This is a genomic window from Klebsiella sp. GFKo11 (assembly GCF_056490265.1).
In genome coordinates this window covers 138,819-159,840 of the sequence record NZ_CM151369.1, presented here as the reverse complement: position 1 = coordinate 159,840, position 21,022 = coordinate 138,819, and the positions used below count along the sequence as shown (strand labels likewise).

The following is a 21,022-nucleotide window of genomic DNA, read 5'->3' as shown; positions in this document are numbered from 1 at the left end:
CCAGGTTTTCTACGTTATTTCTGCAACGCCCAGAGAAATCAGGGAAACAGCAAGCAAAATGAAAGAAACAGCGCAAAAAGTGTGACAGAGACTGCGTCACGCAGCGGCGGCGTGTATAATAGGCTCGTATGTAAGCTTTATTTCGACCACCACATACAAAAGACACTCATGGCTCAAGGCACGCTTTATATTGTTTCCGCCCCTAGCGGCGCGGGTAAATCCAGCCTGATTCAGGCTTTATTAAAAACCCAACCGTTGTACGACTCTCAGGTTTCTGTTTCGCATACCACACGCGCTCCGCGCCCGGGTGAAGTGCACGGTGAACACTATTTCTTTGTTAATCACGACGAATTCAGGACGATGATTGGCAGAGATGCTTTTCTTGAACATGCAGAAGTCTTTGGCAACTATTACGGCACCTCGCGCGAAACTATCGAGCAGGTACTGGCGACTGGCGTCGACGTCTTCCTCGATATCGACTGGCAGGGAGCGCAGCAAATCCGCAAAAGAATGCCTGGCGCGCGCAGTATCTTTATTCTGCCGCCGTCAAAAGATGAGCTTGACCGTCGCCTGCGTGGCCGTGGTCAGGACAGCGAAGAGGTTATCGCGAAACGTATGGCGCAGGCAGTTGCAGAAATGAGCCATTACGCGGAATATGATTACCTTATTGTGAATGATGATTTTGATACCGCCTTAAGCGATTTGAAAATCATTATTCGCGCCGAACGTCTGCGCATGAGCCGCCAAAAGCAGCGACATGGCGCTTTAATCACCAAACTGTTGGCAGACTGAACCCACATTCAGTATCATGCCCAGTCATTTCTTCACCTGTGGAGCATTTTAAGTATGGCACGCGTAACTGTTCAGGACGCTGTAGAGAAAATTGGTAACCGTTTTGACCTGGTACTGGTCGCCGCGCGTCGCGCTCGTCAGATGCAGACAGGCGGAAAGGATCCGCTGGTACCGGAAGAAAACGATAAAACTACCGTTATCGCACTGCGCGAAATCGAAGAAGGTCTGATCAACAACAAGATCCTCGACGTTCGTGAGCGCCAGGAACAGCAAGAGCAGGAAGCCGCTGAATTACAAGCCGTTACCGCTATTGCTGAAGGTCGTCGTTAATCACACAGCGGGTCGCCCTTGTATCTGTTTGAAAGCCTGAATCAGCTGATTCAAAACTACCTGCCCGAAGAGCAAATTAAGCGTCTTCGGCAGGCTTATCTCGTTGCACGTGACGCTCACGAGGGCCAAACACGTTCAAGCGGTGAACCCTACATCACGCACCCGGTTGCGGTAGCCTGTATTCTGGCCGAGATGAAACTCGACCATGAAACGCTGATGGCCGCCCTGCTGCACGACGTGATTGAAGATACCCCCGCCACCTACCAGGACATGGAGCAGCTTTTTGGTAAAAGCGTTGCTGAACTGGTAGAGGGGGTGTCGAAGCTTGATAAGCTTAAGTTTCGCGATAAGAAAGAGGCTCAGGCCGAAAACTTTCGCAAAATGATTATGGCGATGGTGCAGGACATCCGCGTCATCCTCATCAAGCTTGCTGACCGCACCCACAACATGCGTACCCTGGGCTCATTACGCCCGGACAAACGTCGCCGCATCGCCCGCGAAACGCTGGAAATCTACAGCCCTCTGGCGCACCGTTTAGGTATTCATCACATCAAAACTGAGCTTGAAGAGCTGGGCTTTGAAGCGTTGTATCCTAACCGCTACCGCGTCATTAAAGAGGTCGTAAAAGCGGCGCGCGGCAACCGTAAAGAGATGATTCAAAAGATCCTCTCCGAAATCGAAGGGCGTTTGCAGGAAGCGGGAATTCCCTGTCGCGTAAGCGGTCGCGAAAAACACCTGTACTCCATCTACTGCAAGATGGTGCTCAAAGAGCAACGTTTTCACTCGATTATGGATATCTACGCCTTTCGCGTGATCGTCCATGATTCTGACACCTGCTACCGCGTGCTTGGCCAGATGCACAGCCTTTACAAGCCGCGTCCTGGGCGCGTCAAAGACTACATTGCCATTCCAAAGGCGAACGGCTATCAATCTTTGCACACCTCGATGATCGGCCCGCACGGTGTCCCGGTTGAGGTACAAATTCGTACCGAAGACATGGACCAGATGGCGGAAATGGGGGTTGCGGCGCACTGGGCCTATAAAGAACACGGCGGCGAGAGCAGTACCACCGCGCAAATCCGCGCCCAGCGCTGGATGCAGAGCCTGCTGGAGCTCCAGCAGAGCGCCGGTAGTTCATTTGAATTCATTGAGAGCGTGAAATCCGATCTGTTCCCGGATGAGATTTACGTTTTCACCCCGGAAGGGCGCATCGTCGAGCTGCCCGCTGGCGCGACGCCGGTGGACTTCGCCTACGCGGTGCATACTGATATCGGCCATGCCTGCGTCGGCGCACGCGTCGACCGCCAGCCGTATCCGCTGTCGCAGTCGCTTTCCAGCGGCCAGACGGTGGAAATTATTACCGCGCCGGGCGCACGACCAAACGCCGCGTGGCTGAACTTTGTCGTCAGCTCAAAAGCGCGCGCCAAAATTCGCCAGTTGCTGAAGAACCTCAAGCGCGACGACTCCGTAAGTCTCGGACGTCGCCTGCTCAACCACGCCCTTGGCGGTAGCCGTAAACTGGCTGAAATTCCACCAGAAAGCATTCAGCGTGAGCTTGAGCGCATGAAGCTGGCAACGCTTGACGATCTGCTGGCCGAAATCGGCCTCGGTAACGCCATGAGCGTGGTGGTAGCCAAAAACCTGCAACAGGGTGATACCACCTCGGTACCCGCGCAGCTGACATCATCCGGCCACAACCATCTGCCGATTAAAGGCGCCGATGGCGTGCTGATTACGTTCGCCAAGTGCTGTCGTCCGATTCCCGGCGACCCAATCATTGCGCACGTCAGCCCTGGCAAAGGCCTGGTTATCCACCATGAATCCTGTCGTAACATTCGCGGTTATCAAAAAGAGCCGGAGAAATTTATGGCGGTCGAGTGGGATAAAGAGACCGCGCAGGAATTTATCACCGAAATCAAGGTGGATATGTTTAACCACCAGGGTGCGCTGGCTAACCTGACGGCGGCGATCAACACCGCTTCATCCAATATTCAAAGTCTGAATACGGAAGAAAAAGATGGTCGTGTATACAGCGCCTTTATCCGCCTCACCGCGCGCGATCGCGTGCATCTGGCGAATATCATGCGCAAAATTCGCGTCATGCCGGATGTGATTAAAGTCACCCGTAACCGAAACTAGTCTTATGAATGCACAGCGTTATGCGCGTATCTGCGAGATGCTCGCCAGGCGTCAACCTGACCTGACGGTCTGCATGGAGCAGGTCCACAAGCCTCATAACGTTTCTGCGGTGATTCGTACCGCAGACGCCGTTGGCGTACATGAAGTGCACGCCATCTGGCCCGGCAGCCGCATGCGCACCATGGCCTCTGCGGCGGCAGGTAGCAACAGCTGGGTACAGGTTAGAACGCACAGCACCATTGGCGATGCAGTTACGCATTTGAAAGACCAGGGGATGCAAATCCTGGCAACGCATCTCTCCAGTAAAGCCGTTGATTTTCGTGAAATCGACTATACCCGCCCCACCTGTATTCTGATGGGTCAGGAAAAAACCGGTATTACTCAGGAAGCATTAGACCTGGCGGATCAGGACATCATCATTCCCATGATTGGCATGGTGCAATCACTGAACGTCTCAGTCGCCTCCGCACTGATTTTGTATGAAGCTCAGCGTCAGCGGCAAAATGCCGGCATGTATCAACGCGAAAACAGTATGCTGCCGGAAGAAGACCAGCAGCGACTGCTGTTTGAAGGCGGATATCCGGTGCTAGCAAGGGTCGCAAAGCGCAAAGGCCTGCCCTATCCCCACGTCAACGAACAGGGTGAAGTCGAAGCCGATGCCACATGGTGGTCCACGATGCAGGCCGCAGGATAAAATATATGCAAGGTCGCCTGTTAGATGCCATTCCCCTCAATACCCTAACCGGCGTTGGCGCGGCGCAGAGCAGCCGACTATCGAAAATCGGCCTGCATACGGTGCAGGATCTCCTCCTGCATCTTCCGCTACGCTACGAAGACCGCACCCATCTGTACCAAATCGGCGAACTGCTGCCCGGCGTGTACGCGACCGTTGAAGGTGAAGTCCTCAACTGCAACATCACTTTCGGCGGACGCCGGATGATGACCTGCCAGATTAGCGACGGCTCCGGTATCCTCACCATGCGCTTTTTCAACTTCAGCGCGGCGATGAAAAATAGCCTGACAACCGGGCGTCGCGTGCTGGCTTACGGCGAGGCGAAACGCGGCAAATACGGCGCGGAGATGATCCATCCAGAATACCGCGTGCAGGGCGATATGAGCACGCCTGATTTACAGGAAACGCTGACCCCGGTTTATCCCACTACTGAAGGCATCAAGCAGGCCACGCTGCGCAAGCTGACCGATCAGGCGCTCGAACTGCTTGAGACCTGCGCCATCACCGAACTGCTGCCACCTGAGCTGGCGCAGGGGATGATGAGCCTGCCGGAAGCACTGCGCACGCTGCATCGTCCGCCGCCGTCACTGCAGCTTAGTGAGCTGGAAAACGGCAAGCACCCGGCACAGCAGCGCTTAATTCTGGAAGAGCTGCTGGCGCATAATCTCAGCATGCTGGCGCTACGGGCGGGAGCCCAGCGTTATCACGCTCTGGCACTCAGCGCGAACGACACGCTAAAAGACAAACTACTGGCATCTCTGCCCTTTACGCCTACCGGCGCACAGGCGCGCGTGACGGCGGAAATCGAGCGCGATATGGCGCTGGACGTGCCGATGATGCGTCTGGTGCAAGGTGATGTGGGTTCTGGTAAAACCCTGGTTGCCGCACTTGCCGCGTTGCGGGCGATCGCCCACGGTAAGCAGGTCGCGCTGATGGCGCCCACCGAACTACTGGCTGAACAGCACGCCAATAACTTCCGCAACTGGTTCGAACCGCTGGGCATTGAAGTTGGCTGGCTGGCCGGGAAACAAAAAGGCAAAGCGCGTCTGGCGCAGCAAGAGGCTATCGCCAGCGGACAGGTGCAGATGATCGTCGGTACCCACGCTATCTTTCAGGAACAGGTGCAGTTTAACGGCCTCGCGCTGGTGATTATCGACGAACAGCACCGCTTTGGCGTTCACCAACGCCTGGCGCTGTGGGAGAAAGGCCAGCAGCAGGGTTTCCATCCGCATCAACTGATTATGACAGCCACCCCCATTCCGCGTACCCTGGCGATGACCGCTTATGCCGATCTCGATACCTCGGTTATCGACGAACTACCGCCTGGCCGTACACCGGTTACCACGGTAGCCATTCCCGATACCCGACGCAGCGATATTATCGATCGCGTGCGTAACGCTTGTACCACCGAAGGCCGCCAGGCCTACTGGGTTTGTACACTGATTGAAGAGTCAGATTTATTAGAAGCCCAGGCCGCAGAAGCCACCTGGGAAGAGCTGAAGCTCGCGCTGCCGGAGCTGAATATCGGCCTGGTGCACGGGCGCATGAAATCCGCCGATAAACAGGCAGTGATGAGCGCATTTAAGCAAGGTGAGCTACATCTGCTGGTCGCCACCACGGTTATCGAAGTCGGAGTGGACGTGCCCAATTCCAGCCTGATGATCATTGAAAACCCGGAACGTTTGGGGCTGGCGCAGTTACACCAGCTCAGGGGGCGCGTCGGGCGCGGCGCGGTAGCCTCCCATTGCGTACTGCTCTATAAATCGCCACTCTCGAAAACCGCTCAGAAACGATTACAGGTACTGCGCGACAGCAACGACGGTTTCGTCATTGCCCAGAAAGACCTCGAAATACGCGGTCCCGGCGAGCTGCTCGGCACCCGCCAGACCGGCACCGCTGAATTCAAAGTGGCGGATTTAATGCGCGATCAGGCCATGATCCCGGAAGTTCAGCGCATCGCGCGCCATATTCATGAACGTTACCCGCAGCAGGCCATTGCGCTTATCGAGCGCTGGATGCCGGAAACCGAACGCTATTCCAACGCGTAGCTCATTTCCCGCCCGCCAGGTCTGTCAGCACATCCTCAATCTGAATCTCAATAATATCGCGCGCATCCAGCGCATCCTGTGCGATACGCGCCGCCATGCCCTCTTCCGGCTCGCCATGCAACTTTTTAACCGCCGTCTGAACACCTGCCAGTAACAGCTCGGGGGTTAATACACCGCGGAGAAAAGCCAGGTTTTCTGCTGACCATAGTTCGCTATCGCCCAATGGGTGCCTGAGAAGCCGCCATTTTTCAGGCCACAGCGGGTTATTCTCTAGTGGATAAATCAGCTGCGCAGCGTACTGAAGCGCGCAAACCGCTTTGCCAGCCGAGTCCAGCGCCCACCATCGGGACCAGATGGCGCGAATAACAGGTTCCGCACGCCCCAGATCGTTAAAAGTTGTTAACCATGTCATGGCGGGATCGAAGCCACGCTCGCTATCCATTCGCGCCAGCATCGTGTCAATCAGGAACGTGCGAACCTGCCGACGTTGGCTGGCATCCATCATAACCTGCCACAGATAAGGCCGCCGTAGCGCTTGTAGAAACGATGCTTCAAAATGATCGCCATAGCCCCTGGTTAATATCGTCTCATGCCATTCGGCAAGACACAGGGGGAACAAATAACGAAACAGCTCCGGCTGCATGGGTTCATGGTGAACAAGATTCAGTACGTAATAGCAGCTTAATTGTCGTTCGGTAATATGCTGCCATTCTGTCGCAGCCATCGCCCGCAGCTCGGCATCCGCATAATCAAATTCAGGCTCCCACACGTGCCGCACCGGCGGCTCATTACCAAATATCTCCCGACATCTCTCGCGTACCGTTGGCTCCGCCTGTCGTCTTCTTTTTTTCATCATCATCCATAATTTAGCGCATACGCAGCACAAGAGTGTATCAGCCGGGCTGCGGCTGCCTATGCTAAAATACACGCAATTTTATTCAGATGAGTGAATCATGAAACGAGAACTGGCTATCGAATTTTCGCGTGTCACCGAAGCTGCCGCCCTGGCAGGCTATAAGTGGTTAGGCCGCGGTGATAAAAATACCGCCGACGGCGCTGCGGTCAACGCCATGCGCATTATGCTCAACTTGATCAATATCGATGGCACCATCGTGATTGGCGAAGGCGAAATCGATGAAGCACCGATGCTGTACATTGGCGAGCGCGTCGGTACCGGTAAAGGCGACGCAGTAGATATCGCCGTAGACCCCATCGAAGGCACTCGCATGACGGCCATGGGCCAGGCCAACGCGCTGGCGGTGATGGCGGTAGGCGATAAGGGCTGCTTCCTGAACGCTCCGGATATGTATATGGAAAAGCTCATTGTCGGTCCGGGCGCGAAAGGCGCTATTGATCTGAACCTACCGCTGGCGGAGAACCTGCATAACGTCGCCCGCGCGCTGAATAAACCGCTGAATGAATTAACGGTCACCATCTTAGCCAAGCCACGTCACGACGACGTTATTGTTGAGCTGCAAAAGCTGGGCGTGCGCGTGTTCGCCATCCCCGACGGCGACGTCGCGGCCTCCATTCTGACCTGTATGCCGGACAGCGAAGTAGACGTCATGTACGGCATCGGCGGCGCGCCGGAAGGCGTTGTGTCTGCGGCAGTGATTCGCGCGCTGGATGGCGATATGAACGGCCGTCTGTTGGCGCGTCATCACGTTAAGGGCGACAGCGAAGAGAACCGCCGCATCGGCGAAAACGAACTGGAACGCTGCCAGACGATGGGCATCGAAGCAGGCAAAGTGCTGCGTCTGGACGAGATGGCGCGCAGCGATAACGTCGTTTTCTCCGCCACAGGCATCACCAAAGGCGACCTGCTGGATGGCATCACTCGCAAGGGCAACATGGCGACCACCGAAACGCTGCTGATCCGCGGAAAATCCCGCACCATCCGCCGCATTCAGTCGATTCATTATCTCGATCGCAAAGACCCGGATATCCAGCTGCACATCCTGTAGAAACTAATGCCGTTGACCGAACCAGGGTGGTTCGTCAGTTGGAATGTAAGGTATGTCCGTGTATTTTTTCTCTTTCTCAAGTACACGGACATATCGCTGATACTCCTGCTGTGTAAGGAACATGCCAGCAAGACCATTACCATTATCAAGCGCATAAAAACGGATATCAGAATCAGCAAGCTGTTGATTCACAATTGAGAAAATAGCCCAGGTTGCCCGCCCCCAAGTGTCAGGCTCACTAATTTGTGAGCCAAAGATGTCATAGTTTTTATCGCCAGCGAAGACGCTATAAACCATATTTTCTTGTGCAAACTTTTCTGTTATCACCAACGGATGCACAACATAATGACATAGATGCGGTAAAATATATTGCTCATAAGTCTCCCGAATCCCCGACTCCGCCAATGCCTCGGCATCCAGTGGAATCGTGTCATCCCAGGTTAACTCGGCTTCAATTGCCTGTACCGATGAGAAAAATGCAATAAGTGACAACAATAATCCCTTTTTTTTCATTTGCAGCCTCCAGCTCTATGCGACCAAATAATATACTGTCCGTTCTATCCAGCGAACAGAGATCTAAGAAGTATTTATCCTGGAGAGCTTTCCAGCCTTTTTGGGCTGGAAATCTTCTCTCGTCGCGGTGAAGATAAACTAACGAGATTGAGAGGAGAGACGCGATGGCAAACTGGGTTACAGGAAAAGTGGTAAAAGTACAAAACTGGACTGATGCACTGTTTAGCCTCACCGTTCACGCGCCGGTTGATCCGTTCACCGCAGGGCAGTTTGCCAAACTGGGCCTTGATGTTGACGGCGAACGCGTGCAGCGGGCCTATTCCTACGTCAACGCCCCCAGCAATCCCGATCTTGAGTTCTATCTGGTGACGGTGCCAGAGGGCAAACTCAGCCCACGCCTGGCCGCACTGAAGCCGGGTGATGAGGTGCAGGTTGTCAGCGAGGCCGCTGGTTTCTTCGTGCTGGAAGAGGTGCCTGATTGCGACACGCTGTGGATGTTAGCTACTGGCACGGCAATTGGCCCGTATCTGTCGATTCTGGAAGAAGGGAAAGACCTGGATCGTTTTAAAAATCTGGTGCTGGTCCACGCCGCACGTTATGCCGCCGATCTCAGCTATCTGCCGCAGATGCAGGCGCTGGAACAACGCTATGCGGGCAAACTGCGCATCCAGTCGGTCGTCAGCCGGGAAACCGTACCGGGCATGCTAACGGGACGTATTCCGTTCCTGATCGAAACCGGCGCGCTGGAAGAGGCCGTTGGTCTGCCGATGAGCGCTGAAAGCAGCCACGTCATGCTGTGCGGTAACCCGCAGATGGTGCGCGATACCCAGCAGTTGCTCAAAGAAACCCGGCAGATGAGCAAACATCTGCGTCGCCGACCGGGCCATATGACCGCCGAGCACTACTGGTAATCAGGACTCCGCTTTCCAGCGAACGTCCAGCGTCTCTTTGCCAAACTTATTTGCCCCCTGGGTGCCGACAAACGCGCCCAGGTCGATAAGCATCATGACGATGATCAGCGTTGGTATAAACCGCCCAACGCCCCACTGCCAGACGCCGGGCAACATCGACCAGTTTCCCGCCAGCAGCATCCACGCCAGAATCATCAATAGCGCCCACAAGCCTGATTTACCACGATCGTGTAAACGTTTAATCGTGACAGCCGCCGTAGGCCACAGCAGGCAAACCAGGATAAAAGCCGCAGTCTGCAAATTGAGAAGATTACTGCCAGCCAGCGTGAACAGCGCGCTCATGGTCATAATCCAGATGGCAATCCAAATCCAGAAATCACGACGCCCGATGCGCCCTTTAATTGAGAACAGCCACTGCTGTAGGGTCATATTTTATTCCTTATCATCATCACCTGCGTAGTTTACCCTGAAGGCGTGACTTTTTGACAAGCGTGGCGGTTCCCGTTTTAATCGTCAGCAGGCAAAAAAAGGAAGGACGGGCATGAAGAAGTGGGCAACCTTGTGTTTGATTGGGCTGACAGCGCTATCTGTCGGCCAAAAGGCGCTGTCCGCTGAATCTGATTCCGCCGCTACGGCTCCCTATGTTCTCTCCGGTGCGCCGGTCTTTGACATCTCGATCAGCGAGTTTCGGGAAAAATTTAATACCGATAACCCAAAGCTACCGCTTAATGAATTCCGTGCAATCTCCTCCAACCGCGATCGGGTAAACCTGACTCGCGCAGCCAGCAAAATCAACGAGAATCTTTACGCCTCTACCGCACTTGAGCGCGGAACGCTCAAAATTAAATCGATGCAGGTCACCTGGCTACCGATCCAGGGGCCGCAGCAGAAAGCGGCGAAAGCCAAAGCGCAGGAGTATATGAGCGCGGTTATACGTGCTTTCGTGCCGACGCTTAGCCAGGCGCAAAGCCAGCTGAAGTTGCAAAAACTGCTGACTGCCGGGAAAGGAAAACGCTACTTCACGGAAACCGAAGGCGCAGTGCGCTATGTGGTGGCGGATAACGGCGAAAAGGGGCTGACCTTCGCTGTTGAACCGATTAAGCTGGCGCTATCTGATACGCTGGAAGACAACAATAAATGACAAAAAGCAAAGCCTTTCCAGTGATGAATCTCTATACTGTTTCACAGACCATGCTGCCCTCGGGGGCGGCTATATTCCTTAATTCGCTTTGAAGCGTGGAGAATTAAAATGCGACATCCTTTAGTGATGGGTAACTGGAAACTGAACGGCAGCCGCCACATGGTAAACGAGCTGGTTGCTAACCTGCGTAAAGAACTGGCTGGCGTTACCGGCTGTGCAGTTGCAATTGCTCCGCCTGAAATGTACATCGACCTGGCTAAACAAGCCGCTGCGGGCAGCCACATCCACCTGGGCGCGCAGAATGTTGACCTGAACCTGTCCGGCGCATTCACTGGTGAAACAAGCGCTGAAATGCTGAAAGACATTGGTGCCCAGTACATCATCATTGGTCACTCCGAACGTCGTACCTACCACAAAGAGTCCGACGAACTGATCGCTAAAAAATTCGCGGTACTGAAAGAACAGGGTCTGATCCCGGTTCTGTGCATCGGTGAAACCGAAGCAGAAAACGAAGCGGGCAAAACCGAAGAAGTTTGCGCACGTCAAATTGACGCCGTTCTGAAAACTCAGGGCGCAGCCGCATTCGAAGGCGTAGTTATCGCTTACGAACCAGTATGGGCGATCGGTACCGGCAAATCTGCAACCCCTGCTCAGGCTCAGGCGGTTCACAAATTCATCCGTGACCACATCGCGAAAGCTGATGCGAAAGTCGCTGAACAAGTGATCATCCAGTACGGCGGTTCCGTTAACGCAGGCAACGCAGCTGAGCTGTTCACCCAGCCGGACATCGACGGCGCGCTGGTTGGCGGTGCATCTCTGAAAGCAGACGCTTTCGCAGTGATCGTTAAAGCAGCAGAAGCGGCTAAAAACGCGTAATAGCTTTAACAGGCACCTCCCCGGTGGCGCTTCGCAACCGGGGTTAATCGCCTGGTAGCCCGGACAAGGCGCGTCAAGCGCCGCCTCCGGGTTTTCTTATCCTGCTACAGTTTTCCCAACGCTTGATACCACAAATAATCCAGCGGTAGCAGAATTAAATAGCTCACCGCCGCCAGCGCAATACACAGCAGCATCCCCGCTCGAGCTGGTACCTTCCCCAGCCCCATTGCCACTACAATCGGTGACGCCTGATACGGCAGCAACGGCGTGGAATACCCCAGCACCTGAATCATAATCACGCTCAGCAGCGGAAAGCCGGTGGCGTCGGAAAAACTCTGCGCGAAGGTGGTATACAGCGCTGGTACGCCGTTGGCAGTCATAATAAAGTTCAGCGCGCTGGTAATACCGGTCAATGCGAGAAAGCTGGTAAACGGACTCTCTTTATCCAGCGGCATAATATGCAGCAGCGCATTTCCCATCACGCTACCGATACCCGTCTGGGTGACAGTGATCGCCAGCCCCAGAATCCCGGCAACGTAAATACAGGTACGAATATTTACGCCGCTGGAAAACTCTTCGCCGTTGATAAAACCAACGCGCGGCAGAAGCGTTATCACCGCCGCCGCCAGGCCCGTCCAGGCTGGCCCCACGCCGTGCCAGCTCTCCGTCACCCACAGAGTCAGTACCACCGCTAACAGCCATGCAAGGCGCTTCTCATCATGGCTCATCGGCGGCAGCGGCGTCATGTCGCGCGGCGGATGCGGTTTTCCGGGAAACAACCAACATATCAGCGCAACCAGTACCGCCCCTTTTAGCCAACCGAGCACCGGCGTGTGCAGCAATAAATAGGGTAGATAATTCAGGTGGATACCGTATGAGCCTTCCGCCGCGCCGCTCATGACCAGATTCGGAACGTTAGCAGGCAAAATGGTCGCCGACAGCTGGAAGGTGCCGAAGCCAACCGCCAGCGCCAGCCCATACCAGCCGCGCGTGCCATCCTCAATCCCCGCGCGTTTTGCCATCGCCGCCACAATCGGCATCAGCAGCGCAATGCGCCCCATATTGGACGGCATAACAAAGGCTAAGGCATAGCTGAGAAGCACCACGCTGCCGACCATCAGCGGCCAGGAATCGGTTAGCCGCGACGAGAGCGAGCGGGCCGCCCTGTCCGCCAGCCCGGTTTTGCGAATGGCTATTCCCAGCACGAAGCCGCTGAACACCAGCCAGAAGGCCGACGAGGCAAAACCACCGAAGATAACCTCCGGCGGCGCGATTTTGGCGATCATCGCGGCGGCAAAAAACAGCAACGCGGTCATAAACTCCGGCAGTAACGAAGTCGCCCAGAGCAGAATCGTGATGCCAACGATTATGGAAGGAAGGAACAGAGGATGGGACAACCAGAGCGACATACCTGTCTCCTGACGATTTTTTCAGCAAGAATACGATGGACAGTAAAGCAGGTAAATGCCAGATATAGTGGGGTTATCGCAGGATTGGAGCAGATAGATCAGTGATAATGAATTTCGCCAAAGTATTCAGACAGCACATAATAACGGCAATATTCAAACGGGCTATCGTGTCCGGCTTGAAATGTCTGTCTGGCGACAGATAACAGCGGTTTATTCGCGGCAATTTGCAATTTTTCACACAGTTCGGCGGAAGGTAAAATCGCCTCAACTTTTTCAATCGCCGAGTCGCTGGTCACGTTCAATAGCGAATAGAGCGACGTATGCTCCAGCGCCTGAGGCGTCAGTTCCAGTCCAGGAAAGAAGCTGAGATCGAGATAAATCTTCTCATGGTTGAACGGACGGTTATTCAGGCAACGAACACGCGAAATATAAAGATAATGATGCTGTGCGGGCAGGCTCAGGCCATCAGCCTGAGCCTCGCGCGCGCGACGCGGCGCGATTTCCAGAATACGGTTCTCAATCGCCACGCTGGCGTCCTGGAGATCGCTGGTAATACCGCGAAACGTATGGCCATAGCTCACACCTTCCGGCACGGAGCAGACTACCGAACCGCTCCCGCGCTGGGACGAAATAATCCCCGCATTGATCAGCTCGCTCCAGGCCTGTTTCACCACAATCAGCGAGACGTTATAAGTCCTGGCAATCTCTTTTTGCGTCGGCAGCTGGCTGCCTAAAGGCAAAGACCCATTCTGGATCTGCTGACAGATGATAAAAAATAGTTGCTTATAAAGCGGAGTAAAGCTCGTTTTATCAACCTGCAAACTGCGCACCTCACGTCTTCGCCAGCAGGGGACGTGTTACCGTCCCCGGCAGGGTGAATTCGCTACCCTGCGATTTGCCTGGCCAGTTCTGCCAAATCGAAATGATTCATACGATCCAAGGTCGTTAAATAATCGGCGGGAAAAGCCTCCACGCCATGGAATGCGCCGGAAATCGCCCCAACCATGGTGGCGACGGTATCAGTATCATTGCCGATATTAACGCCGGAGATAATAGCATCTACGGCAGAATTCGGACAACACGCGAACAGGCCAAAGGCGGCGGGTACCGCTTCACTGACGTGCAGCCCGGAGCCAATAATATCAGCAATGTCCACTATCGCCGTTTCCCAATGGCGATGACGTTTACCGATATCCACGGCCAGCTCAATGCGTCGGGCAACGGAAGGTCCGGCGACCATCATCGCCCCTTGTTCCTGCGCCAGCAGATAGCCTCTTTGCGCACCGTAGATACCGGCGGCAATAATGCTGTCTGCATCGGTCTGCGCTCTTAAAGCCTCGCTGGTTGCCGCCGCCATCGCCGCGGCGCCGGACATCGCCAGCACGTTGTTATGGGTAAATCGACAAATCTGCAACGCACATTGAATTGCCGCGTCGATATTACCAGGATGCAGCACCGCCGCTGGCCAAATCTTCATGGCCGCGCCGTTGGTTGCTTCCGCGTTACCTTTATTAATGATCTGTACCGACTGTTTTTCGCCTTCCAGCTCTCCCTGCAAAGAGGCGCGATTGTCGTTAAAGATCGCTTTCATCGCCGCGCGCGTCGTGGGCCCCGTAAAGTTGGCGTAGTAAGGATAATCCAGCCACTGCTGGAAGGCCTCGCGCATCGCTTCGTCGCTGACCTCACGCTGATGGCGCAGCAGCGCGTCCATAATGTACTTAGCCTGAATAAAATCATCCGTGCACATGCCCGCTTCATTGCAGCGGCCAAAAGTATCGGCTGGCGGTTTTTGAAAGGTCGTCACCCAGCCGCCAAAATAGTCTTTTATTTGCTGCTGGGTGCGCACTTCCGTCGCTGCTCCCATCGCGTCTGCGGCGGCGGCGCCAACCAGGCATCCCAGTATTTTGTTTTGATCAACGTGCATGATGACTCCTTATTTCACGGTCATGGCTTGTGCCAGCGAATGGCTGGAAAGAAAAGTATTGAGCTGCTCGGGAAACGGCAGTGCGGTCATTGCCCCTTTTGCCGTCACCGCCATTGCGCCGCAGGCATTGGCATTGCTGATGGCTTCTGCCAGCAGGGCATGATCCCAGCAATTTGCGCGGGAAAGGGTGAACAGCAGGCCGCCGACGAAAGCATCACCCGCTCCGGTGGTGTCGATGACCTCAACGTGTGGTGCGGGAAAATGGAACTCCCCCTCGGCGGTAATCAACAGCGCGCCATCAGCGCCTAATGAGATGATGGTGGTGTCGCAGCCCAGATCGCGCAGGTAATAACGCGCATCCTGCCAATGGCTGGCGCCGCTCAGTTGGCAAAGTTCATCTGCCGAGACTTTGCAGATAGAAGCCAGCGCGGCGGACCGGGCGATCAGTTGCGGTATTTCACCGGTATCCCGCCACATCTTGCTGCGTAGATTGACGTCAAACAGTACGTAGCCCCCCGCTTCACGCATTCTTCTCGCCCCCTCAAGGCACGCCTCACGGGCGGGGCTGTCGGTGAGGCCTATTGAGCTAAAGTAAAACCATTCGTGCGGCCTGAACGGCGGCAGATCCTGCGGCGAAACGTAGGTATCGGCACCTGGATGCACCAGATAGGTAAAGCTGCGTTCCCCGTCAGCCGTCAGGTTGACGATTAGCACCGCGCTGGTCAGGGCCGTATCCATGCGTAGAAAAGAGACATCCACGCCGTTATCCTGAAAAACCTGACGCAGAAAACGCCCGGCATCGTCATCGCCAAGACAGCCGATAAAGCCACACTCTCCGCCCAGCCTGGCAACGCACACTCCCACGTTCGCCGATGCGCCGCCGGGGCATTTCAGGTAGCTATTCTGTTTTTCCGGCACCAGATCGACGGAGGCATCACCGATAACCCAAACCTTATTCAGAACGTTCATTCGCGCCTCCTTATGCCTGTTTCTGCGCCAGAGAAAGCTGAATATCACGATAATATTCATTGTTAATCAGATACTTTTTCATAAGCAGCCCAACCGCAAGGTGGAACAGCGCTGGAATCAGCGTCATCATCAGCGCAATACCCGTTAACGAACGAGCGCTCTGTTCAACATCAGCCTGATAACCAAAATGGCTTAGCAGGAATCCCAGCACGCCGCCCGCAACCCCCATACCAAATTTCTGGAAGAAAAGAATGCCGCCAAACGCGAGGCCGGAAACGCGCAAACCCGTTTTCTTTTCTCCGTAATCCACCGCTTCAGCGATAGAGGACCAGAACACCGGCATTTGCATGTCGCAGAAGAAATTAATGAGGAAATAGAACGTAAATGCCAGCACGAGATTTTCACGACCGACGCAGAAATACATCAGTGCGCTCAGAACAAAAGTGACGAGCTGGGTATAGCGGAACATTTTAATTTTGTCCCAGAACTTGGTTATCCAGGTGGTGGCAATCATCGCCAGAATGGAAGCGATAACGCCGGTGGTCAGGAACGGTGAAATCAGGCTGTCGCCACCATTGAGATAATACTTAGCGTAATAAGCCGCGACGGAACCGCGAATAACATAACCGCACATCAGCAGCAAAATAACAACGCCGAGAATAATCCACTGATCGTTACGTAACAGATACTTAAACTGCTTTCCTACTGATAACGACGTAATTTCCGGTTCGCTGCGTTCGCGAGTGGTGAGAAAACAGAAGATAAACAGCAGCGCACCCATTGCCCCCATTAATCCCATCGAAAACTGATAGCCCAAAGCCTTATTACCCTGCCCCAGCCAGACGGCAAGTATCGGTACCACAATAGTCACCAGGAAAGCGGCAATTTTGGTCATCACAAAGCGATAGCCGTTTGCGCTAAGCCGTTCAACGGGATCGCTGGTAATCACGCCAATCATCGAAATATAGGGGATGGTGATAGCGGTATACACCAGAGTCATAAGAATATAGGTGCCATAGGCCCATGCCAGTTTGGCCATATAAGCCATATCAGGCGTAATAAACATCAAATAAACGGCGAAGCCGAAGGGGATAGCAAACCACAGCAGCCACGGGCGATAGCGCCCCCAGCGGGTATTGAGCTTATCGGTGAGGATACCCATGGCCGGGTCAATAATGGCATCAATCATTCGGACAACCACAAACAATACGCCAACATCAGCGGCGCTCAGGCCGTAGATATCGGTATAGAAATAGGCGAGCAGCAGCTGCATGGCAATAATTACTACGTTTATTGCCATATCCCCTGCGCCAAAACCGATTTTTTCCACAATAGAAAGTTTCATGTTGATATTCCTTTACGCTTAGCAGCGCAAATCTGGTGAACAACTAATGATGTCACTACATGAAATAAAAACGTTTTTATAAATAAGCCATCCGACAAGCGCTCTGTGGTGGCTATGAGAAGAGTGTAACGACTCCTAAAAAGATATAAAGGTATACCTTTATATCTTTTGATCGGTTTCACATAATTTTACGCACAGGATCTTACCCCGATTTCAAACCGGGATAAGAATCAACAAGATAATGGAAAGGAGAGTAGTGCGAAGAAAACTAGCGATCCGTCAAAATCGCGCAGTTATGATCCTGAATCTCTTCCGCCGATGCGCGATTGAGGGTCAGCAGGTTACGCTCGGTTGCTAACAGCACCAGCGAGCCATCACTCTGCTTCGCCATCGCCAGCGCAAAACGGCCCATATGCTCACGCGCTTCCGGTACTTCTTCCGCCAGCATCAGAAAAGGACTGCGCTGCGCCAGCTCCGTTTCAGTAACCCGGCGAGCCAGATATTCATGGCCCATTAACCCACCAGGCAGCGGCAACCAGCGGCTACTAATGACGGAAGCCTCTTTGTCCAGTTGAGTACGAACATCAGGCCGTAAACAGGAGATATGGATATGGAAATGATTTTGCGTGCGTCCGCTGCGCGAATTAATTGTCAATGAGACCGCATCATCCGATACGGCAGAGCCACGATGCTGGCTCATGATTTCACGCCCCTGCCAGGCCTGCCAGAAGAAATTCGGCGTCAGTGGATCAAGCAGCAGCGGGCTTTCGGTGCCGTTGATACGGTAGGTTGGCATCAGCAGATATTGCAGCGGGCCATTGCGGTCTTTGAACAGGACATAGCCGCCCTTGAGGTTGACTTCCGCACAGGGCGCGGGATTTTGATTCTGCTGTTGGTTGGGGACGCACTGTTGCAGAACAATTTTCCGCAACGCGTCAGGGTTGCCGGAATGGAGCCAGTAGTAGCCTCCGGCCACCGCCGCCAGAACCACCACCAGCAGTACCAATAAAAGGTATCGTACTCTTCGCATTATATTTTCCTGTCTCAGCCGGAACCGGAAGAGTAGCGCAGTTTAATGACTAAATGAAAACAGGAAGAGGTACGGGATCTTTTTCCCGGAGGTGGCGCTTGACGCGCCTGTCCGGGCTAACAGACTACTCTGCCCCGGGTCGCGGCTTACGCCTTACCCGGGCTACAAGAGCTGTAGCCCCGCTAAGCGCTGCGCGAACGGGGAATGGAAGTGATAATTAACGCTGGCTAATCTGGTCGAAGGTGCCGCCGTTGGAGAAGTGTTCCTTCTGGGCTTTGGTCCAGCCGCCAAACTCTTCATCGATAGTGAACAGTTTCAGTTTCGGGAATTCATTGGCGTATTTTTTCGCCACATCCGGGTCACGTGGGCGATAGAAGTTCTTCGCCGCAATCTCCTGGCCTTCCGGCGAGTAGAGATACTTCAGATAAGCGTCCGCCACCTGGCGAGTGCCTTTTTTATCGACCACTTTATCGACGACTGAAACGGTCGGCTCGGCCAGAATCGATTCGCTCGGGGTCACGATTTCAAATTTATCTTTGCCCAGTTCGTTCGTTGCCAGCAGCGCTTCGTTTTCCCAGGCAATCAGCACGTCGCCAATCCCACGCTCTACGAAGGTATTGGTCGAACCACGTGCGCCGGAATCCAGCACTTCGACGTTCTTAAACAGCGCTTTCACGAACTCCTGAGCCTTAGCCTGGTCGCCGTTGTTCTGGTGCAGGGCGTAACCCCAGGCCGCCAGATAGTTCCAGCGCGCGCCGCCGGAGCTTTTCGGATTCGGAGTAATCACCGATACGCCCGGTTTAATCAGGTCGTTCCAGTCATGAATTTGTTTCGGATTGCCCTTACGCACCAGGAACACGATGGTAGAGGTATACGGCGCGGAGTTATCCGGCAGGCGTTTGAGCCAGTTTTTGTCGATCCGACCACGTTCAGCAATCGCATCAACGTCATAAGCCAGCGCAAGGGTTACCACATCGGCCTCAAGGCCGTTGATCACCGAGGTCGCCTGCTTGCCGGAGCCGCCGTGGGATTGACGAATCACCACGTTATCGCCGGTTTCCTGCTTCCAGTGCGCGCTAAACGCTTTGTTGTACTGTTCGTACAGCTCGCGCGTCGGATCATAAGAAACATTTAATAGTTGAATGTCTTTTGCCAGAACGCTGGCGGATGCCAGCAACAGAGTTAACCCTACGCCCCACTTATTCATCGCACCGCTCTCTTTATGTCGTGTTGTGATGAATTAAGCGTGCCAGAAAGCGAACCAATGATTAAAGAATAAAAAAAGATTGGCTATAACTTGTGAGTATATATAACGAGGAGAATTTGCCCCCTCCCGGACGGGAGAGGGCGAGAAGCATTATACTTCTTCCATGCGGCCCAGCAGCGCCTGCAGACGATCCTGCCAGCCCTGCTGTTGTTCTTTCAGCTGACCGTTTTCACGCTCCAGCTCTTCACGACCGTGCTGTGCGCTTTGTACTTCCTGCACCAGCGTGTTGTTCTTTTCTTTCAGCTCTTCGATTTCCATCTGTAACAGAGTGATGGTATCAATCGCCTGCTGGACTTTAGATTCTAATTTCTCAAACACTTCTAATGACATCGTCATACCTCTCCTGAACTTGCAAGGCGTTGATAGAAACCGTCCGTTTCGTATACGCGTTGACGCCTTAACGAAAATTAGCGCACTACCGTGGTGATGTAGTCGATTGTATGAAGCCCCGCCGCCCCTGTCCAGCGACAACCCGCGTAGATTGCGGTTTGCGACACTTTTCGGCCTTTACCTGGTTCGTTCACCGCTTTTTCCCGTTACTTTTTCGTAATTGTTAATCAATGGGTTAAAAAAATGAGTGGTGAAACGCACCCGCAAATGACCGAATACGCGTTTATGGCGCGAAAACGCTCATTTTCTTGACGTAGTACACACATTTGAATTTCGATATTTCTCGTTTTTGTTCGTTAACGATAAATTAACACTATGCCTACATGGCAGCGTGGTCGCCTGCGACCTTCACACATACAATAATCATCACTACGCTTCAGGATTCGATTATGAGCCAAACATCAACACTAAAAGGCCAGTGCATCGCAGAGTTCCTCGGTACCGGGTTGTTGATCTTTTTCGGCGTTGGGTGCGTCGCTGCACTTAAGGTCGCGGGAGCCAGCTTCGGTCAATGGGAAATCAGCATCATCTGGGGTCTGGGCGTCGCTATGGCGATTTACCTGACCGCAGGGGTTTCCGGTGCGCACCTTAACCCAGCGGTCACCATCGCGCTGTGGCTGTTTGCCTGCTTCGACGGACGTAAAGTTGTTCCTTTTATCATTGCGCAATTCGCTGGCGCCTTTTGCGCTGCGGCTTTAGTTTACGGGCTTTATTACAATCTTTTCTTCGATTTCGAACATAGCCACAATATGGTGCGCGGTAGCGTCGAAAGTCTTGAGCTGGCTGGCATTTTCTCCACTTACCCGAACCCGCATATCAATTTTGTGCAGGCCTTCGCGGTAGAGATGGTGATTACCGCTATCCTGATGGGCGTCATTCTGGCGCTGACCGATGATGGCAACGGCGTGCCGCGCGGCCCGCTGGCACCGCTGCTGATTGGTCTGCTGATCGCCGTTATCGGCGCATCCATGGGCCCGCTGACCGGCTTTGCCATGAACCCGGCACGCGATCTCGGACCGAAAACCTTCGCCTGGCTTGCTGGCTGGGGAGATGTCGCCTTCACGGGTGGCAAAGATATTCCTTATTTCCTGGTGCCGCTGTGTGCGCCAATCGTCGGTGCTGCGCTAGGCGCATTCTGCTACCGCAAGCTGATTGGCCGCCACCTGCCTTGCGACACCTGCGTTGTCGAAGAGAAAGAAGCCTCATCCTCCTCTACAACGCAACACAACGCTTCGCTGTAA

Annotated in this window: 21 protein-coding genes; 10 read left to right on the top strand and 11 right to left on the bottom strand. The window is 54.0% G+C overall.

Annotated elements, in window-relative coordinates:
- Nucleotides 1-168: 168 nt before the first annotated feature.
- The 5 genes from gmk to recG are packed head-to-tail and all read left to right on the top strand — an operon-like array spanning nt 169 to nt 6,042.
- Nucleotides 169-792, top strand: coding sequence for a guanylate kinase (gene gmk, locus AC07P6_RS00745; RefSeq protein WP_110276951.1), 624 nt, complete (start codon nt 169-171; stop codon nt 790-792).
- A 54-nt stretch (nt 793-846) separates the two neighbouring features.
- Nucleotides 847-1,122, top strand: coding sequence for a DNA-directed RNA polymerase subunit omega (gene rpoZ, locus AC07P6_RS00740; RefSeq protein WP_110276950.1), 276 nt, complete (start codon nt 847-849; stop codon nt 1,120-1,122).
- Nucleotides 1,123-1,140: 18 nt separating this feature from the next.
- Nucleotides 1,141-3,261 carry a bifunctional GTP diphosphokinase/guanosine-3',5'-bis pyrophosphate 3'-pyrophosphohydrolase gene (gene spoT, locus AC07P6_RS00735; RefSeq protein WP_182235318.1) on the top strand — a complete coding sequence of 707 codons (2,121 nt, stop codon included), beginning with the start codon at nt 1,141-1,143 and terminating at the stop codon, nt 3,259-3,261.
- Nucleotides 3,262-3,265: 4 nt separating this feature from the next.
- Nucleotides 3,266-3,955: a tRNA (guanosine(18)-2'-O)-methyltransferase TrmH gene (gene trmH / locus AC07P6_RS00730; RefSeq protein WP_478315439.1), complete on the top strand. Its 690-nt coding sequence runs from the start codon at nt 3,266-3,268 to the stop codon at nt 3,953-3,955.
- 5 nt (nt 3,956-3,960) lie between these two features.
- Entirely contained in the window at nt 3,961-6,042 is a 2,082-nt protein-coding gene (gene recG / locus AC07P6_RS00725; RefSeq protein WP_478315438.1) for an ATP-dependent DNA helicase RecG, read from the top strand.
- A gap of 1 nt (nt 6,043) precedes the next feature.
- On the opposite strand, the gene AC07P6_RS00720 is transcribed toward recG, so the two are convergent.
- Nucleotides 6,044-6,895, bottom strand: coding sequence for a hypothetical protein (locus AC07P6_RS00720; protein WP_434661119.1), 852 nt, complete (start codon nt 6,893-6,895; stop codon nt 6,044-6,046).
- Nucleotides 6,896-6,995: 100 nt separating this feature from the next.
- Between AC07P6_RS00720 and glpX the strand changes: the two genes are divergently transcribed.
- Nucleotides 6,996-8,006: a class II fructose-bisphosphatase gene (glpX, locus tag AC07P6_RS00715; protein ID WP_478315437.1), complete on the top strand. Its 1,011-nt coding sequence runs from the start codon at nt 6,996-6,998 to the stop codon at nt 8,004-8,006.
- Between the two features lie 3 nt (nt 8,007-8,009).
- Here the strand turns inward: glpX and AC07P6_RS00710 are convergent, their stop codons facing one another.
- Nucleotides 8,010-8,519, bottom strand: coding sequence for a hypothetical protein (locus tag AC07P6_RS00710; protein ID WP_478315436.1), 510 nt, complete (start codon nt 8,517-8,519; stop codon nt 8,010-8,012).
- A gap of 164 nt (nt 8,520-8,683) precedes the next feature.
- On the opposite strand from AC07P6_RS00710, the gene fpr reads away from it, so the two are divergent.
- Nucleotides 8,684-9,430, top strand: coding sequence for a ferredoxin--NADP(+) reductase (gene fpr, locus AC07P6_RS00705; RefSeq protein WP_110276945.1), 747 nt, complete (start codon nt 8,684-8,686; stop codon nt 9,428-9,430).
- On the opposite strand, the gene AC07P6_RS00700 is transcribed toward fpr, so the two are convergent.
- Nucleotides 9,431-9,859, bottom strand: coding sequence for a DUF805 domain-containing protein (locus AC07P6_RS00700; RefSeq protein WP_004126694.1), 429 nt, complete (start codon nt 9,857-9,859; stop codon nt 9,431-9,433).
- 112 nt (nt 9,860-9,971) lie between these two features.
- Between AC07P6_RS00700 and AC07P6_RS00695 the strand changes: the two genes are divergently transcribed.
- Together AC07P6_RS00695 and tpiA are read left to right on the top strand one after the other, a co-directional pair.
- The gene (locus AC07P6_RS00695; protein WP_181484426.1) at nt 9,972-10,571 is read left to right on the top strand and encodes a DUF1454 family protein; all 600 of its coding nucleotides are present in this window, start codon (nt 9,972-9,974) and stop codon (nt 10,569-10,571) included.
- A 108-nt stretch (nt 10,572-10,679) separates the two neighbouring features.
- Nucleotides 10,680-11,447, top strand: coding sequence for a triose-phosphate isomerase (gene tpiA, locus AC07P6_RS00690; RefSeq protein WP_181484425.1), 768 nt, complete (start codon nt 10,680-10,682; stop codon nt 11,445-11,447).
- Between the two features lie 104 nt (nt 11,448-11,551).
- Here tpiA and AC07P6_RS00685 read toward each other — a convergent pair whose 3' ends face one another.
- From AC07P6_RS00685 to zapB, 8 genes are all read right to left on the bottom strand, one after another.
- The gene (locus AC07P6_RS00685; RefSeq protein ID WP_182235323.1) at nt 11,552-12,856 is read right to left on the bottom strand and encodes an SLC13 family permease; all 1,305 of its coding nucleotides are present in this window, start codon (nt 12,854-12,856) and stop codon (nt 11,552-11,554) included.
- A 98-nt stretch (nt 12,857-12,954) separates the two neighbouring features.
- Nucleotides 12,955-13,677 carry a GntR family transcriptional regulator gene (locus tag AC07P6_RS00680; RefSeq protein WP_478315435.1) on the bottom strand — a complete coding sequence of 241 codons (723 nt, stop codon included), beginning with the start codon at nt 13,675-13,677 and terminating at the stop codon, nt 12,955-12,957.
- Nucleotides 13,678-13,739: 62 nt separating this feature from the next.
- Nucleotides 13,740-14,780 (bottom strand): ADP-ribosylglycohydrolase family protein, encoded by a 1,041-nt coding sequence (locus AC07P6_RS00675; protein ID WP_112216047.1) that lies wholly within the window; start codon nt 14,778-14,780, stop codon nt 13,740-13,742.
- Nucleotides 14,781-14,789: 9 nt separating this feature from the next.
- Nucleotides 14,790-15,749 carry an aminoimidazole riboside kinase gene (locus AC07P6_RS00670; RefSeq protein WP_478315434.1) on the bottom strand — a complete coding sequence of 320 codons (960 nt, stop codon included), beginning with the start codon at nt 15,747-15,749 and terminating at the stop codon, nt 14,790-14,792.
- 10 nt (nt 15,750-15,759) lie between these two features.
- Nucleotides 15,760-17,094: an MFS transporter gene (locus AC07P6_RS00665; RefSeq protein WP_478315433.1), complete on the bottom strand. Its 1,335-nt coding sequence runs from the start codon at nt 17,092-17,094 to the stop codon at nt 15,760-15,762.
- A gap of 268 nt (nt 17,095-17,362) precedes the next feature.
- The gene (locus tag AC07P6_RS00660; RefSeq protein ID WP_182235328.1) at nt 17,363-18,124 is read right to left on the bottom strand and encodes a CDP-diacylglycerol diphosphatase; all 762 of its coding nucleotides are present in this window, start codon (nt 18,122-18,124) and stop codon (nt 17,363-17,365) included.
- 217 nt (nt 18,125-18,341) lie between these two features.
- Nucleotides 18,342-19,331, bottom strand: a complete 990-nt coding sequence (locus AC07P6_RS00655) for a sulfate ABC transporter substrate-binding protein (RefSeq protein ID WP_112216051.1) — start codon at nt 19,329-19,331, stop codon at nt 18,342-18,344.
- Between the two features lie 150 nt (nt 19,332-19,481).
- Entirely contained in the window at nt 19,482-19,727 is a 246-nt protein-coding gene (gene zapB, locus AC07P6_RS00650; RefSeq protein WP_478315432.1) for a septal ring assembly protein ZapB, read from the bottom strand.
- A 443-nt stretch (nt 19,728-20,170) separates the two neighbouring features.
- Here zapB and AC07P6_RS00645 point away from each other — a divergent pair, with 443 nt between their 5' ends.
- A complete protein-coding gene (locus AC07P6_RS00645) occupies nt 20,171-21,022 on the top strand; it encodes an MIP/aquaporin family protein (protein ID WP_181484418.1) in 852 nt (283 codons plus the stop codon).

Coding starts and splice junctions, on each gene's coding strand:
- trmH (WP_478315439.1), top strand. CDS start 3,266: ATGAATGCACAGCGTTATGCGCGTATCTGCGAGATGCTCGCCAGGCGT.
- AC07P6_RS00675 (WP_112216047.1), bottom strand. CDS start 14,780: ATGCACGTTGATCAAAACAAAATACTGGGATGCCTGGTTGGCGCCGCC.
- AC07P6_RS00665 (WP_478315433.1), bottom strand. CDS start 17,094: ATGAAACTTTCTATTGTGGAAAAAATCGGTTTTGGCGCAGGGGATATG.
- AC07P6_RS00670 (WP_478315434.1), bottom strand. CDS start 15,749: ATGAACGTTCTGAATAAGGTTTGGGTTATCGGTGATGCCTCCGTCGAT.
- AC07P6_RS00710 (WP_478315436.1), bottom strand. CDS start 8,519: ATGAAAAAAAAGGGATTATTGTTGTCACTTATTGCATTTTTCTCATCG.
- fpr (WP_110276945.1), top strand. CDS start 8,684: ATGGCAAACTGGGTTACAGGAAAAGTGGTAAAAGTACAAAACTGGACT.
- rpoZ (WP_110276950.1), top strand. CDS start 847: ATGGCACGCGTAACTGTTCAGGACGCTGTAGAGAAAATTGGTAACCGT.
- AC07P6_RS00700 (WP_004126694.1), bottom strand. CDS start 9,859: ATGACCCTACAGCAGTGGCTGTTCTCAATTAAAGGGCGCATCGGGCGT.
- AC07P6_RS00655 (WP_112216051.1), bottom strand. CDS start 19,331: ATGAATAAGTGGGGCGTAGGGTTAACTCTGTTGCTGGCATCCGCCAGC.
- AC07P6_RS00685 (WP_182235323.1), bottom strand. CDS start 12,856: ATGTCGCTCTGGTTGTCCCATCCTCTGTTCCTTCCTTCCATAATCGTT.
- AC07P6_RS00660 (WP_182235328.1), bottom strand. CDS start 18,124: ATGCGAAGAGTACGATACCTTTTATTGGTACTGCTGGTGGTGGTTCTG.
- glpX (WP_478315437.1), top strand. CDS start 6,996: ATGAAACGAGAACTGGCTATCGAATTTTCGCGTGTCACCGAAGCTGCC.
- zapB (WP_478315432.1), bottom strand. CDS start 19,727: ATGACGATGTCATTAGAAGTGTTTGAGAAATTAGAATCTAAAGTCCAG.
- AC07P6_RS00645 (WP_181484418.1), top strand. CDS start 20,171: ATGAGCCAAACATCAACACTAAAAGGCCAGTGCATCGCAGAGTTCCTC.
- AC07P6_RS00720 (WP_434661119.1), bottom strand. CDS start 6,895: ATGAAAAAAAGAAGACGACAGGCGGAGCCAACGGTACGCGAGAGATGT.
- recG (WP_478315438.1), top strand. CDS start 3,961: ATGCAAGGTCGCCTGTTAGATGCCATTCCCCTCAATACCCTAACCGGC.
- tpiA (WP_181484425.1), top strand. CDS start 10,680: ATGCGACATCCTTTAGTGATGGGTAACTGGAAACTGAACGGCAGCCGC.
- gmk (WP_110276951.1), top strand. CDS start 169: ATGGCTCAAGGCACGCTTTATATTGTTTCCGCCCCTAGCGGCGCGGGT.
- AC07P6_RS00695 (WP_181484426.1), top strand. CDS start 9,972: ATGAAGAAGTGGGCAACCTTGTGTTTGATTGGGCTGACAGCGCTATCT.